Genomic DNA, 16,435 nt, shown 5'->3' with positions numbered 1-16,435 from the left:
AATATACAGAATTAATGTCGTATCACAAACAAGCGATATGGTGGTGCATGGTGCTTATATCATAGAGAAAAACAACCATCACTGATTAAGTTAAACATTTTATGGTTAGTCATCGGACTATTAATAATGAGCTAAAAAAGCCCGATTAGAGCTATTTGTCCCCTTAATCAGTAAAAATACCACAGTGATGACATTAAACGTCTGGTTAAATTAGAAAATAAAACACGAATACAGGAAACGTATTTTTTACATGAATTTTGTACTCACTATGGGATATTTATACAACTGTTAACTTTTAAGGTTATATTTTTTGTAAAAAATATTCAGGATTCTATACCGTTTGATGGTTAATTGAGAATTCGCAACATCTATTAGTTAAAACGGGAGATAACCGTCTTATCAATCAAACATTTATAAAACCTATTCCTACAAATTACATATTTTTTATCATAAATTCATTTATTTCATCTAAGAACAAATTACCATATTTTTCCAACTTGATTTTACCTACACCAGTAATATTAATGAGCTGCTTTTTGCTTTCTGGTTTAGTTTGAACCATTTCAAGCAATGTCGCATCACTAAAAACAATATAGGGTGGAATATCTTCAGCATCGGCAATATCTTTACGCAATCGTTTAAGATTATTAAATAAAATTCGCTCTTCGTAAGCTAGAATAGTTGTTAAATTAATTGCTCTAGCGTAACGATTTATACGGCTTTTCTTAACAATTTCTAAACGAGGTTTAGCCAATGATAATGATGTTTCCCCCCGAAGAATTAAACGTGCTTTTTGTGTTAATTGAAGGGTTGTATAAGTTGATATATTTTGGTTTAAATATCCCAAATAAACCAGTTGTCTAATAACACTGAGCCAATAGCCAGATGAATGCTGTTTACCAATGCCATAAACGGATAATTTATTATGACCATTATCTTTAATTTGAGAGCGCCCAGAGCCACGTAAAACATCCACAATATATTGCGCCCCATAACGTTGTTCAACGCGATAAACACAGGATAAAACTTTTTGTGCATCAATTAAGCCATCATAAAGTTCAGGTGGATACAAACAAACATCACAGTTATTACAAGGCTCTTCCCGTTGTTCACCAAAATAATTAAGCAACACAATGCGCCGACAAGTCAAACTTTGCCCAAAAGCCTCCATTGCATCAATCTTTTGCAATTCGACCAGTTTATGTTGACCCTCTCTTTTCTCAATAACTTGTTGCTGATACCAATTAAGATCTTTGCTATTAAATAGTAGCATCGCTTCAGCAGGTAAGCCATCACGCCCCGCTCGCCCCGTTTCTTGATAATAAGCTTCAATCGTTCGCGGACAGTCTGCATGAACAACAAAACGCACATTGGGTTTATTAATCCCCATACCAAATGCAACAGTTGCTACGATAATTTGCACATTATCTTTTAAAAAATCTTCCTGTGCTTGTTGGCGCTCATTATTAGACAGCCCTGCATGATAAGCTTTAACGGAAAATCCTCGCGCAGCAAGTCTAGTGGTCATATCTTCCACTCTTGAACGGCTAGAACAATAAATAATGCCACTATTGCCTTTTTGTGTCTCAATAAACGAAACAACTTGCTCAGTTTGATTAAATTTTTCGACCACCGTATAACGAATATTTGGCCGATCAAAACTTCGCACTATTACTAATGGATCGACCAAATTTAATTGATGAATAATATCAGTCTGCGTCATTTTGTCGGCAGTTGCGGTTAATGCAACAATGGGTACGTTAGGAAAACGCGTTGAAAGTTGTCCTAATTGACGATAATCAGGCCTAAAATCATGTCCCCATTGTGAAATACAATGTGCCTCATCAATAGCAATTAATGAAGGTGGATATTCATCGATTAATGTAGAAAAAGCCTGTAATGCTAATCGTTCAGGAGAAACATATAACAGCTTTATAGAGTGATCCAAATATTTTTTGATAACTTCTTGTTGCTCGGTCGATGATAGTGAGGCATTAAGATAGGCAGCAGAAATACCATTGGCTAATAGCTGATCAACCTGATCTTTCATCAAAGAAATTAAAGGGGATACAATAATTGCTGTTCCCGGCAATAATACTGAGGGAATTTGATAACATAAAGATTTCCCGCCGCCTGTAGGAATAATTATTAAAGTATCACGTCCATCGATAATAGATTCAATTATTTCTCTTTGTTGATTTCTAAATGACTTGTAACCAAAAACATTTTGCAAAACATCTTCAATCTGATCTTTTATCGACATACAAACCTAAATATGTTGCGCCTAACTTGAAGTAGCGAGTATAGCTAAATTAGTTTAAACAAACCACCACGAAATTACATAAATTTACAATTCATCCCAATAATAAAAAATTTTTTAGAAAAGATTTTGGATTCAAATATTATAATTTTTTTAAAATCAGAAGCAAAAATGTTTATTTTACAATCCATTTAGTTCAAAAGATTAAAAAATCAGCTATTTTTTTATTTTTTTACTTGCTACAAATCAATTTGCCAGCTAATATTTGCGTGTTTCAAATATACGCCCGTAGCTCAGTTGGTTAGAGCATCACCTTGACATGGTGGGGGTCAGTGGTTCGAGTCCACCCGGGCGTACCATTCTAAAGCCTTATCTAAAAAGCCTTTAAAGTGATTACCTTAAATTCAGATTTTATTAGTAGGATAAAATGGATACCATTAAATAGCCCTTTAAATGCTAACAATTTCAAAATAAACGAATTTCCACATGAAAAAATTTCAATAAAATCGGCGATTTTTATGACTGATTTTTTGCTTAAAATTTGAGTTTTATTTTGGTGAAAGGAATGGGTCTTATTTTCAATAATTGACTTAACTCGTTTCCAGTTTAATAACATTCTACCTGCTTACTTCCCTAATTTTTTCATAAATTTAAATCGCTCTTTAGTCTAATACTGTTTATTATGTAGATGTGTACATAGCATTGCTGTCGACTTGGTATTGAGTGAATTACTCAAAATCTGGACACAAAAAAACACAGTCAAGCGACTTCATTTTTTCTTTTTAAAATTCTTAGAAGTATATATTTCGTATTTCTTGAATTTCTCGTTCACTGGCTTGTTTTTTTGCTAGAACGCACTCCATTTTGCTTTAATTTGTCTTGCTCATCCTTTGGTTTGTCACTCTCTTCTAATAGAAAATTGGCCATAATAAAACAGATACAAATCAAAGCAAAAAAAGATACACCACCGATCAACCTAATTGCATCAGGATCTGAACCACGATACGTTATATTATGGATTACCGCCGCATCTACAATTTGCGACCAAAAAATAATTAAAAATAATACGATTAACTTTTTCATTGTGTACACCACCCAGTAACAAACTTATTATCATTACCTTGCACTTTTGCTATATGCTCATTACGCTTGCATTCCCAATTTTCAGGTGCATACATTTTATCTCACGCCCTCATCAGCTTTTCTTCTTGATTAGATAAATTGATTTTATATTTATCAGACATGTAAAGATATGTACGTGCTATCATTCCTCGAATTTCGTCATGTGGCTGGAATATGCGAGCTTTAAAATCCACAGCACTTTTACACTTTCCATACTGATTAAATGCTTTAGTGAATAGCGAATAACGATAATTAGACCTATCGCCATTCACTTCACCAATAGCCGCTTGAAAGTTATGCATATCACTTGCTATTTGATTGAAGGTAGCATCTTTTTTACACGCTTTACGTCCACCTGCTTGCCAGCATGTTAGGTGTCTACCAAAATTTTCGGCAGGTATAACATGTTCCCACTCAATGCGTTCAGCTCTAGCCTGATTTTTCTTGTCTGGTATCCACATTTGTCAAAATCAACAACATTTTTTTATCTATCCACGAAAATTCTCAGCCGCAATAAAATGTAGTTTGATTAGGGTTTGATTTATATAATTTAGTTAAATGTGTTTTAGCTGAATTAAAGTTCTGTGCTGAATAAACTAATAACGGTGTAAATAAAAGTAAGATAGCTATTTTTCCCATAAAATCCATTTAAAATAAATCCAATAAATGTAAAATGTTATATAAAACATCGACTTTTATAGTAAGCATCCTGCAACAGCAACCATCCAGCAAGGAACTTGATAAAATAAACCCTCAGCTTTCGATAAGGATTTAAAAGAGTAAAAGAATAAATATACGCTTAATTCTCTTGTTTATAATATTGATATCATTTCCAGTCAATTAACCATCAAAGGTGGGACGTACCCACCTCTAGTTTTAAATATATCAACAGATATTTAATCAATCAAGGTGATTTATGGCAAAATCAGTCACTGAAACGCCTCAAAACGGGGATTGAAGTAGAAGATTTAAAACAACACATTGACAATATTGCATTAATTGAGCAAGTAAGTAAAAGCTTAGATATATCACAAACTCAATTCATGATTGATACAGAGTATTTTTATCAAAAATAAAAAACTCAAGTAAAATTAATATGTTATATTGATGATTTTTTAGTAAATAAACGCATAAGCTAATGGATTATTTATAAAAAAGGCAGCTAAATTAAAGCTGCCTTAGAAGAATAAACCAAACTAACATATTGGTTAATTAGAAATTAATTTCAGTACCGACAAAATAGCGTCTACCTTCTAATGTTTTACCAAAATCTTCGTTACTGACATCTTTATCAAATAAGTTATAAACACCAGCATAAACCTTAGCTTGTTTATGTACTTGATAAGATGCCCCTATATCCCAGAAAGTATAGCCTGGATAGTCAACTTTTGTACCATTACGATTATTCGATGATTCCATGCCATAATAGGCCAATTTAACCCATAAGTCCCATTGCTGTGTAGCATACCAATCGAGTTGAGTGTTGAATTTTTGTTTAGGCGTTCGATTTAAAGCTCGTCCTTTATATTGACCACTTTTTTGTTCTGTTTTTGTCCAAGAATAGTTAGAACTTAATAAGAAATCAGTAAATAAAGGTGTTTTAAATGAGAGCTCAAGGCCTTTAAGATCAGCTTTACCCACATTTTCACGACCTTGTATAAAGTCAAACTTTTTACTATAACCTTTTAACAAACATTTTCTGCCACTTTTACGATCACAAATATAATAGGATTGAATTTTATCTTTATATTTTGTGTAAAATGCGGTTGCCGAAGCATCGATACCATAATCATTGGTATAACCTATACCAATTTCAAAATTATTTGATTTTTCTGGTTTTAAATTTGGATTTCCAATGATTACCCCATCAGAATATCCGCCTCCAGTGACTTGCCCCCAATCCGTTACAACATAACGTAATTGTGGAGTCGCATAACCCGTTGAATAACCACCTTTTAAGGTAAAGTTATCATCAATATTCCAAACACTGTAAACCCTAGGGTTCCAGTTGCTACCATAATTTTCGTCTTTGTTGTAACGTAACCCTAATGTTAAACTCCAATTTTCTAAAATACGTAATTCATCTTCACCAAATAGCGCATAATTCCAACGATCAATTTTAGATAATGTGGTTTTTAATTGATTTCCTTTATCGTGCAACTCTTGATAATTATATTTTCCACCTAAAGTCAGCATATTAATACTAAAAGGAATAGTAACACGTGTATCTACATCCGTATTTCGAATTTTCATCTGTCTTTTAGGGTTATTATTACCTTCATAAGCGACAAATGAAGTGGTGGATACATCACCAAACAAGCCATTATGTGTTAGTGCAAATGTATTTCGTCTATTATCTCTATTAAAGTCACTTCTAGATTTATCTCTTGTTTTACCCGCCGTTGCGTTACTATTTTGTAAAGCTCGTCCAAAATCCAGATCAAATTTTTGCGTCTCTGTGGCATTTAACGATAATTTACCATTTAAACTGCGTAATTTTTGCCCAGCATGACCACTGAGAAATTCATCTTCATGACGTTTTGAATACTGTCCATACAGTTGAATACCTAAAACATCATCAATAATTGGTCCTATGGTTGAAAAGCTGCCCGTGTAGGTATCTTTTTCTTTTGAACGATAAGGAATAACCGATTCTAGACGCAAACCACTTTGCCATTTATTTGATACTTTTTTGGTAATAATATTAATAACGCCCCCCATTGCATCAGAACCATACAACGACGACATAGGACCACGCACAACTTCAATACGTTCAATTGCTGTTAATGGTGGTAACCAACCTTGCTCAAATCCGGAATTATCACTGTTTGGTCTGGTTTCACGAGTGCTAATTTTTTTACCATCCACTAATATTAACGTATATTTAGCATCCATCCCGCGAATACTAATATCAGTGGAATCCCCCCCCCCTGTGATATTTACACCTGGGATATCTTTTAGCGCGTCAGTAACATCGCGATATGGCTTATTTTCGATCTCTTTAGGTGTAATAACCGAAATAGTTGCTGGCGCTTCCTTAACTTGCTGAGAAAACCCTGATGCAGTAACAACCATAGTGTCAGTATCTATATTGCTAGCCGCGATAGCAGTGCTTGATAATGACAACAAAATGCCCGTATTGATGACATGTTTTGCCAATTTAAACTTCTTTTTTGCGTTCATTTTTATAACCCCATTATTTATAATGATATTTATAGTTTATATACCATAAAACACTACACCATATGAGAATGATTATCAATATCTTTATAAAAATTATTTAGGTCTAGACAATTTCACTTTATTGAATGATAATTATTATTATTTACATTAATGAGAGAGATTAGAAATGAACAAGAAAAAAAAGTTACTTTTGAGTAGTATTGTAGTGATGGCATTAAGTTTAACCGGCTGCCAATCATCACAAACAATGAGCATTACTGCTGATAGCCAAACAGTGGTCGTTCCTAAAGATCCTAAAAAAGTAGTGGTAATGAACTATGGCGCATTAGATACGTTAGATGCATTAGATAAAGGTTCAATAGTTGCAGCCACCCCACTGTCAGTGATCCCATCATATTTGCAACAATATAATAACGCATCGATTACCGATACGGGCAATATGAAAGACCCCAATATTGAAAAGATCAAGCAAGTTAAGCCTGATTTGATCATTATTGATGGACGTCAAGCAAGTAAAGCTGATGATTTATCCAAAATTGCCCCTGTTATTAATTTAAGTGTTGATGCCAAAAATTACGTTGAATCAACCAAAAATCATATCCAAGTACTGGCAAATATTACAGGCACTGAAAGCAAGGCAGATAATATTCTTCAGTCATTAGATAAAACAATTCAAGATGCCCAAGCTATAGCCCAAACCAGTGCTAAAAAGGCTATCGTTGTTATTCATAATGATGGAAAGATGATTCTTATCAATTCAAGCTCAAGTGCGACACTGATTCATGACGTACTAAACGTTAAAAGAGCGGTCCCCCTCACCGTTATGCCTGCGCATAACGCAATAGGCAAGCCAACACCAATTTTTGTTGATGATAATTACATTAAATCGGTGAAACCTGATATTGTCTTTGTTGTTGATCGTAGTAAAGCAATCGGCAACCAAGGTATGGCTGAACACTATTTTTCTCAGCAAGTACTAAACAAAAGTAAAACACATGTTGTTTATTTAACGCCTGATCTATGGTACTTATCTGGTGGTGGCGCAGAAAGCATAAATCGTCAAATAGACGAAGTGATTAATGCATTAAAATAATAACGTTTAATTAGCAAGTTTAACTTCCTTTTTTAAAAGCCTTTATCAAAAATAAAGGCTCTATTTTATTGTCCTATAGCTCTCAACCAATAATCTTTCTTATTCAAACAAACGGGGTACGTTCCGAGTCATAAATAATAGATAATCCAAAGCATTGTTAATAGAAATTTCAAATTAGAAAATCATTGTATCAACTATGATGAAATGTGATAAAATGCCGACGTCATTTTGATTTGCAAATGATAATTAACAAATATAGTTTATTAATTCTCAAACAATACCTCTTTAAATATAAAACACTATTATAAATACTATGAATATGTCACCCCCTACAATTGGATTTGTAAGCCTTGGCTGTCCTAAAAACTTAGTTGACTCTGAACGAATTTTAACTGAACTACGCACACAAGGGTATCAAGTGGTACCGAGTTATGACAACGCTGATCTGGTCATTGTTAACACATGTGGATTTATTGACAGTGCAGTACAAGAATCACTTGAAGCAATTGGCGAAGCACTAAACGAAAACGGTAAAGTCATTGTCACTGGCTGCCTTGGAGCCAAAGAAGATCAAATTAGAATAGTACACCCCAAAGTGCTTGAAATATCAGGTCCACATAGTTATGAAGCAGTCCTTAGTCATGTTAATAAATATGCACCTAAACCAGCATATGATCCTTATACGAGTTTAATTCCACAACAAGGCGTTAAATTAACACCAAAACACTATGCTTATCTTAAAATTTCAGAGGGCTGCAATCACCGTTGTACATTCTGTATTATTCCCTCTTTGCGTGGAGACATGGTCAGCCGACCAATTGGCAATGTTTTAGATGAAGCTAAACGTCTAGCTGATAGTGGAGTTAAAGAGTTATTGGTCATAGCGCAAGATACTTCGGCTTACGGTATCGACATCAAAAACCGTACCAATTTCTGGAATGGAATGCCATTAAAAACGGATATCCAAACACTATGTGAACAACTAGCAAATTTAGGAATTTGGGTCAGATTGCATTATATGTATCCTTATCCAAGTGTTGATAATCTAATTCCATTAATGGCCGATGGTAAAATTTTGCCTTATTTAGATGTGCCATTACAACACGCAAGCCCAACTATTTTAAAATCAATGAAACGCCCCGGATCTATTGAAAGAACCTTAGAACGTATTCACAAATGGCGCGAAATCTGCCCAGATATTACATTACGTTCAACGTTTATAGTTGGATATCCTGGCGAAACCGATCAGGATTTTGAACTACTGCTTGATTTTTTGTCACAAGCACAATTAGATCGAGTTGGCTGTTTCCCATATAGCCCTGTAGAAGGTGCCGTGGCGAATGAACTGGCAAACCAAATTCCAGAAACGCTCAAACAAGAACGTTTTGATCGTTTTATGCAATTACAGCAAACAATCTCAACGCAAAAATTACAAGCCAAAATAGGCAAAACACTCGCTGTCATTATTGATGAAGTTGATGAAGAAGGCGCAATAGGTCGCAGCATGGCTGATGCCCCTGAAATTGATGGCGTTGTTTATTTAAACGAAGAAAATCAAGTCAACGTTGGCGATATAGTTCAAGTTAACATTGAACATTCTGATGAATACGACTTATGGGGAACGGTTAAACGGTAATAAAACCATGAAACAACATTATAAACACGAAATAAAAAATCTCGTTAAATTAGCAGTTCCTGTACTCGTTGCTCAAGTATCACAAACAGCAATCACGTTTGTCGATACCATTATGGCTGGGAATTATAGCAAAACAGCTCTATCTGGTGTGGCTATTGCAGTGTCAATCTGGTTACCAACGATTTTATTTGGACAAGGTTTGTTAACAGTGTTAACGCCAATTATCTCAAACTTAAATGGTGCTGCTAAACGAAATCAAGTTGCTAATCAAACTCGTCAAGGTGTAGTAATAGCGCTAATATTATCAATATTCATGATGTTGTTTCTATATCATTCCGACAAAATAATTAATTTAAGAAGCTCAGCTGATCACCCTATCGATCCTGAAATGGTTAACGTGGCTGTTTCATTTTTACGCGCTATAATGTGGGGTGTACCTGCTTTCTTACTCTTTTTGGTCTATCGAAATCAATGTGAAGGTCTATCAAACACCAAACCAGCAATGGTGATCATATTTATTGCCCTTCTTGCCAACATTCCAATTAACTACGTTTTAATCTATGGAAAATTAGGTTTACCGGCTTTTGGAGGAGTAGGCTGTGGCATTACTGCGACAATCATATTTTGGCTCATGTTTATATTAATACGCTTATATACACTCACTAGCGCAAGCCAACGCGATATTCGTCAAACCCCCATCACTAAACTAGTTGATTTTGATATAATTAAAAAAATTGTCATGCTTGGCACCCCACTTGCACTGGCTTACTTTTTTGAAATGAGCCTATTTGCTGTGATTGCATTATTAATTGCCCCTTTAGGTCAAATAACCGTTGCTGCACATCAAATTATATTTACTATTAGTAGCTTAACCTTTGCTATTCCATTATCTCTTGGTGTTGCAACCAGTATTCGAGTTGGTTATTTGCTGGGCAAAAAAAAACCAGCTTTAGCCAAACAAACTGCTTATATTAGTTTAGCCATATCACTTAGCATGGCGATAATTGTTGCGCTAATTTTAGTTATTTTTAAAGCACCGATTGTAGCGCTATTTACCAAAGAAACAGCCGTTATGGCTATTTGTATGCAGCTCATTATATTACTGGCAATTTATCAAGCATCAGATTATTTACAAGTTGTGGCAAGTAATGTACTACGAGGTTACAAAGATACTCAAAGCATCTTTTTTATCACGCTACTTTCTTATTGGGTAGTCGGATTACCTGTTGGCTATATTCTAGGATTAACTGACCTAATCATAGAGCCAATTGGCGCGGCTGGATTTTGGATAGGCATCATATTAGGACTTGCCGTTGCAGCATTACTATTAATAGCTAGGATGATCTACATCCAAAAACAAGCAGTTGAAGTTATTTTAGAACGCGCATCAAGATAATATTAGTTATATAAGATATTTAATAAAATAAGAAGGATTAACCACGTTTTTATTAAAAATCAATTATTGAATATTCAATAGTTAAATGAAAATAGGTTAATTCTTCAATAATTATGGGCGATCAGCTGTTCCAGCTGAAATTCGAGCATTAGTCCAAGATAGCAAACCACCCAATAAAGGAACTTCTTTGCTTTCTCATCGTCGTTATCCATCCCTCAAACAAGTTTCTCACTAAAATAAACATAAACTTGTCCAATGATATTTCTATTAAATTAACATTTATTAATACGCAAATTAAGATATCTGATTATTCATTCGATTAAATAAAAAATATTGCTAAAAATTTGAATGAATCTATAATCTTTACATCCAAAAATTGATATTATTAATATAGTTACTGTTATGATAAAAAAAGAAAATCTATTTTCGCACGGCGTGTGTATTTGTCTTTCTATTCTGTTGGTTTATTTATTAGGTTTCCCTCAAAGATTTGACCGCATATTTCTAACTTACTTTTCTCTTATCTTTTTAGCGCGATTTACTTTTTTCCGAATCTTTTTTGGCATATGGTTTGTCATAGCAGCACTCTATTTACCAGTAGGATTTTATTATGGTTCACCCAATGTTGCCGTGATTAGTTCTATTGCAGAAACAGATATCGATGAAATGACAGAGTTTTGTTCACAACTGCCTAGTTATTTCTATTTTGTTTCGCTATTCTTGGCGGTATTTTTTATTATCTTATTTAAAAAGTTTCCGTTTCCAAAAATAAACAACCAATATTTAATTATTTTTGTATTAGGATTAAGTTGTTATAAGCCGATAAAAATAATTGCCCAGTATCGCCCAAACACTTTCAGTTCAATAGTTTATTCTTTTTTTAGTAATATCAAATATCCTATTTTAGAGTTCTGCATTGGGTTTAATGAAAGTAGTAAACTATATTTAACCGAAAAAGAACAACAACTTAAACAGATTGAACAATCCAATAGCATACCAATTGTGTCGGTTAACCCAAAGCATAAAACCTATGTTATTATCATTGGTGAAAGCGTTCGGAAAGACTATATGAGTGCTTATGGTTTTAAATATGACAATACACCATTTACCCGCACCCATGCCAATGTTATTTGGGATGGATTAATTGCGCCCGCCCCAAATACTCAAGCATCAATCCCACACCTCATTAGCCAATCGATTTTTTCAGATGACAAAGAAGTTAATGCACTATTAAGTAATAATATTATAAGTATTGCTAATGATGCAGGATTTGAAACTTATTGGCTTTCAAATCAAGGAAGATTAGGAAAAATGGAGATTACTGTGCCACGAATTGCCTCTTATGCAAAGCATTCGTTTTATACCAAAAAAGGGGAATATAATGGCAAATCATCAAGAGGAAAACATGATACCTTATTATTACCTGAATTAGACAATATTTTATTAAAAAACAGTAACCAACCAAAACTTATTGTTATGCATCTAATAGGCTCTCATCCCCACTTTTGTAAGCGATTAGAATTTGAAGTACAATTTGATCTGAATAATAAAAACATATCATGTTATGTTAGTAGCATCAAAGAAACGGATGATCTTATTACACAAACGATCGATAAGTTAGAAAAATACAAGCAAGACTATTCACTCGTTTACTTTGCCGATCATGGACTTGCGCATACAGACCAATATAATGACTTAAGACACAATTCAGACTATCAAGAAAGTTATCGGGTTCCATTTATCTTTTTTGATTCAGATAAATCACCTCAACAAAAAATTAATAAACAAATATCGGGATTCCAACTAGTTTATTTATTAAGTCATTGGATGGGAATTAAATTAGAGGTAAAACATGATTATATGCAAAATGAGTTACTAGAAATACCAGAGCAAGATAATATAAAAATAAAAAAATGGACAACAAATAAACTATTTCCATTTAATAAATTAAAAAAGGATCCAAATCCTTTTAATTAATACCCATTATAAAAAAACAAAAAAACACCATCAACACTTTCGCTGATGGCGTTTTTTAATGTAATAAATAACTATTTCAACAAGCTATTTGCTTGCGCAAGTACATTTTCAACAGTAAAGCCAAACTCTTTAAACAGTTGATCTGCTGGGCCTGATTCGCCAAAGCTGGTCATTCCAATTACTTTGCCACTAAGACCAACATATTTATACCAATAATCGCTAATACCTGCTTCAATGGCAAGGCGAGCTGTTACTGACGATGGCAATACTGACTCTTTATACGCCTGATCTTGTTTATCAAACGCATCAGTTGATGGCATTGACACCACCCGCACTTTTTTACCTGCTTGAGTCAATTGCTGATAAGCTTCAACGGCAAGCTCAACTTCTGAACCCGTCGCAATAATAATTAATTCAGGTGTACCTGTGCAATCATTTAAGATATAACCACCGCGATACACATCAGCTAATTGATGAGCAGTGCGATCTTGCTGTTTAAGATTTTGTCGTGAAAAAATCAACGCTGTGGGACCGTCTTTACGCTCTATCGCATATTGCCAAGCAATAGCTGATTCGACTTGATCGCATGGTCGCCAAGTACTCACATTTGGCGTAACACGTAAGCTTGCCATTTGTTCAACAGGTTGATGCGTTGGCCCATCTTCACCTAAGCCAATTGAATCATGAGTATAAACAAATAAAGCACGAATCTTCATTAATGCCGCCATCCGAATAGCATTACGTGCATATTCCATAAACATTAAAAATGTCGCACCATAAGGAATAAATCCACCATGTAATGCTATACCATTCATAATAGCGGACATACCGAACTCACGCACACCATAATGGATATAATTACCATCCGCATTAGCTAAGATCTCTTTAGATCCTGACCACATGGTTAAATTACTTGGCGCTAAATCAGCCGAACCGCCTAAAAACTCAGGTAAAGCAGGGGCAAAAGCTTCAATAGCATTTTGTGATGCTTTACGAGTTGCAATTGTTGCTGGGTTTGCTTGTAGTTTATTTACCACATCATTAGCAATTTGTGACCAGTTTGCTGGCAAATCACCATTAACACGACGCTTAAATTCTTGAGCTAATTCAGGATAGGCCTTAGCATAAGCATCAAAACGAACATTCCATTCATCTTCAAGCTGCCTACCTTTAGCTTTGGCATCCCAAGCATCATAATAGTCTTTAGGAATTTCAAAAGCAGGATAATTCCAACCAAGAGCCTTACGTGTTGCTTCAATTTCGGCATCGCCTAATGGTGCACCATGGCTTTCATGGCTACCGGCTTTATTTGGCGATCCAAAACCAATCACCGTTTTACACATTAATAATGATGGTTTATCGGTTACCGCCTGCGCTTGCTCGATGGCTTCTTTTAACGCTTTAGCATCATGACCATCAATACTACGGATAACATGCCAGCCGTAAGCTTCAAAACGTTTTGCGGTATCATCAGTAAACCAACCTTCGACTTCACCATCGATTGAAATACCATTATCATCATAAAACGCAATAAGTTTACCTAATTTAAGAGTACCTGCTAACGAACACACTTCGTGTGAAATCCCCTCCATCATACAACCATCACCCATAAACACATAAGTATGGTGATCAACAATAGTATGATCAGGTTTATTAAATTGTGCAGCTAACGTTCTTTCGGCAATAGCCATACCAACGGCATTAGCAATACCTTGACCTAGTGGTCCGGTTGTTGTTTCAACACCCGGCACATAACCATATTCAGGGTGTCCTGCGGTTTTTGAATGCAACTGACGAAAGTTTTTTAGATCATCAATGGTCACGTCATAACCAGTTAAATGTAATAAACTATAGATCAACATAGAAGCATGACCATTTGATAAAATAAAACGATCGCGATCGGCCCATTTAGGGTTGTTTGGATTATGTTTTAAAAAGCCACGCCAAAGCACTTCAGCCATATCCGCCATACCCATAGGCGCTCCAGGGTGCCCTGATTTTGCTTTCTGTACGCCATCCATGCTCAATGCCCTTATCGCATTCGCCAGATCGCGGTGAGATAGTGTGGTTGCATTCATATTATAATCTCCAAAAAAATTTTTTGAGTGAAAATTTGTTAATGCCTGCAAGGTTGATATCACTTGCAAAATAGTTAGTTAAATTAACAAAATTTAGTATAAAAATGGGGAGCTAACTCCCCTATCATGTGCAAATGATTATAGCAGTGCACCAATCATATCTTCTAATCTTCCTTGATCAACGGCAAATGCGCGAATGCCTTCGGCTAATTTTTCAACTGCCATAGCATCACTATTATGTTGCCATCTAAATTCAGCTTCGGTCATTGGCGCAGGGCGAGCAACCACAGCTTGATTTGGATTGAGTTTTTGCACAACAGGCGCATTTGATTGTTGCATTTCGGCAAGTAAATTAGGCGAAATAGTTAACCTATCACAACCTGCTAACGCCAAGATTTGATCGACTTTACGGAAGCTTGCACCCATGACAATAGTTTTATAACCATGCTGTTTATAATAATTAAAAATATTACGCACAGAAACAACGCCCGGATCTTCATCAGCCACATAAGGATCGATCGGTTTTTTAGCTTGATACCAATCGTAAATACGCCCTACAAAAGGTGAAATTAAAAAGGCATTGACTTCTGCACATGCACGCGCTTGTGCGAACGAAAACAATAACGTTAAATTACAGTTAATACCTTCTTTTTCGAGCACTTCAGCCGCTTTAATGCCTTCCCACGTTGACGCAATTTTAATTAAAATACGAGACTTATCAATGCCCTTTTCTTGATAAAGTGCAATGATTTTACGCGCTTTTTCAATACAACCTTGTTTATCAAAGGACAAACGCGCATCGACTTCGGTCGAAATCCGCCCTGGAACAGTTTTTAAAATCTCAGCACCAATATTTACAGCAACTTGATCACACGCATTAACTAACTGCTGTTCTTTACTACCACCTAACTTTTTAGCGGTTTGCACTGCAGAATCAATTAAATTGCGATATTGAGGAAGTTGAGCTGCTTTCAAAACAAGAGAGGGATTCGTTGTTGCATCTTCGGGGGAAAACTGCTTAATCGAATCGATATCACCCGTATCAGCTACCACCACAGTTAATTTTTTAAACTCATCTAATTGACTCATACTTTTATCCTCATACAGCGTGTTATTATAATGGAAGTATAATAACATTTATTCAATAATAAAACGACATTGTCATTGGCTGAAGATTCATCTTTATTATCGGCAAAAAACACCGCAAAATGCGGACAAAAAAGGTGGAATCAGGCTTTATCACTAATTAATATTAGTCAAGTTTACTATTTTTATCGTATAAATAAATTCAATTATGTGAATTAAATCACAAAATCAAATTAGGATTAATTTGCATTAATCGTTCTTTAAATCGACAAATGTTTAACAAAAAAATTTGCAGATTTAAAAATCCGCTAAATCATCATTTAATTGAATTAAGCCCAAACATATTCAAGTTGACTGGTTAAATCACAACTGGTACAAGAACGGCACTGTTTAGCTTGGCAAGACAATGGTCGATCTTGCGCTATTAACTTTATCACCCCTTTCCTGATCCAAAAACGTAACATCTGCTCAGTTGCGCTTTCAGGTAGGTGAAAGTGTCTGGCAATATCTTGCAATGGTGCACGACCTTTTAATTGTACATAATCACGAATTGATGTTATTAACATAGCCATAACCAAAGTTGCAGGGTGATCCCTGCATACTT

11 protein-coding genes and 1 tRNA gene are annotated in these 16,435 nt (G+C 34.9%); 5 read left to right on the top strand and 7 right to left on the bottom strand.

Features of this window, described 5'->3' with window-relative positions:
• Positions 1-433: 433 nt before the first annotated feature.
• Positions 434-2,263: a DNA helicase RecQ gene (recQ, locus tag A9G24_RS06150; protein ID WP_065638246.1), complete on the bottom strand. Its 1,830-nt coding sequence runs from the start codon at positions 2,261-2,263 to the stop codon at positions 434-436.
• A gap of 279 nt (positions 2,264-2,542) precedes the next feature.
• Between recQ and A9G24_RS06145 the strand changes: the two genes are divergently transcribed.
• Positions 2,543-2,619 (top strand) — tRNA-Val (locus A9G24_RS06145).
• A gap of 469 nt (positions 2,620-3,088) precedes the next feature.
• Here A9G24_RS06145 and A9G24_RS06135 read toward each other — a convergent pair.
• The 3 genes from A9G24_RS06135 to A9G24_RS06125 form a co-directional block, all read right to left on the bottom strand.
• A complete protein-coding gene (locus A9G24_RS06135; protein ID WP_065638244.1) occupies positions 3,089-3,343 on the bottom strand; it encodes a hypothetical protein in 255 nt (84 codons plus the stop codon).
• A gap of 101 nt (positions 3,344-3,444) precedes the next feature.
• Positions 3,445-3,843: an endonuclease gene (locus tag A9G24_RS13035; protein WP_218056236.1), complete on the bottom strand. Its 399-nt coding sequence runs from the start codon at positions 3,841-3,843 to the stop codon at positions 3,445-3,447.
• Positions 3,844-4,594: 751 nt separating this feature from the next.
• Positions 4,595-6,565 (bottom strand): TonB-dependent receptor domain-containing protein, encoded by a 1,971-nt coding sequence (locus tag A9G24_RS06125; protein WP_065638243.1) that lies wholly within the window; start codon positions 6,563-6,565, stop codon positions 4,595-4,597.
• Positions 6,566-6,731: 166 nt separating this feature from the next.
• Here A9G24_RS06125 and A9G24_RS06120 point away from each other — a divergent pair, with 166 nt between their 5' ends.
• The 4 genes from A9G24_RS06120 (at position 6,732) to A9G24_RS06105 (ending at position 12,667) form a co-directional block, all read left to right on the top strand.
• Positions 6,732-7,658, top strand: a complete 927-nt coding sequence (locus A9G24_RS06120; RefSeq protein ID WP_065638242.1) for a siderophore ABC transporter substrate-binding protein — start codon at positions 6,732-6,734, stop codon at positions 7,656-7,658.
• Positions 7,659-7,977: 319 nt separating this feature from the next.
• Positions 7,978-9,294 carry a 30S ribosomal protein S12 methylthiotransferase RimO gene (gene rimO, locus A9G24_RS06115; protein WP_065638241.1) on the top strand — a complete coding sequence of 439 codons (1,317 nt, stop codon included), beginning with the start codon at positions 7,978-7,980 and terminating at the stop codon, positions 9,292-9,294.
• Positions 9,260-10,690 carry an MATE family efflux transporter gene (locus A9G24_RS06110; protein WP_081303106.1) on the top strand — a complete coding sequence of 477 codons (1,431 nt, stop codon included), beginning with the start codon at positions 9,260-9,262 and terminating at the stop codon, positions 10,688-10,690. The genes rimO and A9G24_RS06110 overlap by 35 nt, the downstream gene beginning before the upstream one ends.
• Before the next feature lie 402 nt (positions 10,691-11,092).
• Entirely contained in the window at positions 11,093-12,667 is a 1,575-nt protein-coding gene (locus tag A9G24_RS06105) for a phosphoethanolamine transferase (protein WP_081303105.1), read from the top strand.
• A 71-nt stretch (positions 12,668-12,738) separates the two neighbouring features.
• Here the strand turns inward: A9G24_RS06105 and tkt are convergent, their stop codons facing one another.
• From tkt to A9G24_RS06090, 3 genes are all read right to left on the bottom strand, one after another.
• A complete protein-coding gene (gene tkt, locus A9G24_RS06100; protein ID WP_065638239.1) occupies positions 12,739-14,745 on the bottom strand; it encodes a transketolase in 2,007 nt (668 codons plus the stop codon).
• Between the two features lie 138 nt (positions 14,746-14,883).
• Complete coding sequence (gene tal / locus A9G24_RS06095; RefSeq protein WP_065638238.1) at positions 14,884-15,834, bottom strand: transaldolase; 951 nt, start codon at positions 15,832-15,834, stop codon at positions 14,884-14,886.
• Between the two features lie 326 nt (positions 15,835-16,160).
• Complete coding sequence (locus A9G24_RS06090) at positions 16,161-16,403, bottom strand: FeoC-like transcriptional regulator (protein WP_081303104.1); 243 nt, start codon at positions 16,401-16,403, stop codon at positions 16,161-16,163.
• Between the last annotated feature and the right edge of the window lie 32 nt (positions 16,404-16,435).

The sequence above is a fragment of the Gilliamella sp. App6-5 genome (assembly GCF_001690525.1).
Classification (GTDB): domain Bacteria; phylum Pseudomonadota; class Gammaproteobacteria; order Enterobacterales; family Orbaceae; genus Gilliamella; species Gilliamella apicola_H.
Note: the sequence above shows the minus strand (reverse complement) of the source record. Positions and strands in the feature narration are given on the sequence as shown.

Excerpts from the sequence above, each read along its gene's own strand:
- recQ (WP_065638246.1), bottom strand. The coding sequence starts at position 2,263 with ATGTCGATAAAAGATCAGATTGAAGATGTTTTGCAAAATGTTTTTGGT.
- A9G24_RS06135 (WP_065638244.1), bottom strand. The coding sequence starts at position 3,343 with ATGAAAAAGTTAATCGTATTATTTTTAATTATTTTTTGGTCGCAAATT.
- A9G24_RS13035 (WP_218056236.1), bottom strand. The coding sequence starts at position 3,843 with ATGTGGATACCAGACAAGAAAAATCAGGCTAGAGCTGAACGCATTGAG.
- A9G24_RS06125 (WP_065638243.1), bottom strand. The coding sequence starts at position 6,565 with ATGAACGCAAAAAAGAAGTTTAAATTGGCAAAACATGTCATCAATACG.
- A9G24_RS06120 (WP_065638242.1), top strand. The coding sequence starts at position 6,732 with ATGAACAAGAAAAAAAAGTTACTTTTGAGTAGTATTGTAGTGATGGCA.
- rimO (WP_065638241.1), top strand. The coding sequence starts at position 7,978 with ATGTCACCCCCTACAATTGGATTTGTAAGCCTTGGCTGTCCTAAAAAC.
- A9G24_RS06110 (WP_081303106.1), top strand. The coding sequence starts at position 9,260 with ATGAATACGACTTATGGGGAACGGTTAAACGGTAATAAAACCATGAAA.
- A9G24_RS06105 (WP_081303105.1), top strand. The coding sequence starts at position 11,093 with ATGATAAAAAAAGAAAATCTATTTTCGCACGGCGTGTGTATTTGTCTT.
- tkt (WP_065638239.1), bottom strand. The coding sequence starts at position 14,745 with ATGAATGCAACCACACTATCTCACCGCGATCTGGCGAATGCGATAAGG.
- tal (WP_065638238.1), bottom strand. The coding sequence starts at position 15,834 with ATGAGTCAATTAGATGAGTTTAAAAAATTAACTGTGGTGGTAGCTGAT.
- A9G24_RS06090 (WP_081303104.1), bottom strand. The coding sequence starts at position 16,403 with ATGGCTATGTTAATAACATCAATTCGTGATTATGTACAATTAAAAGGT.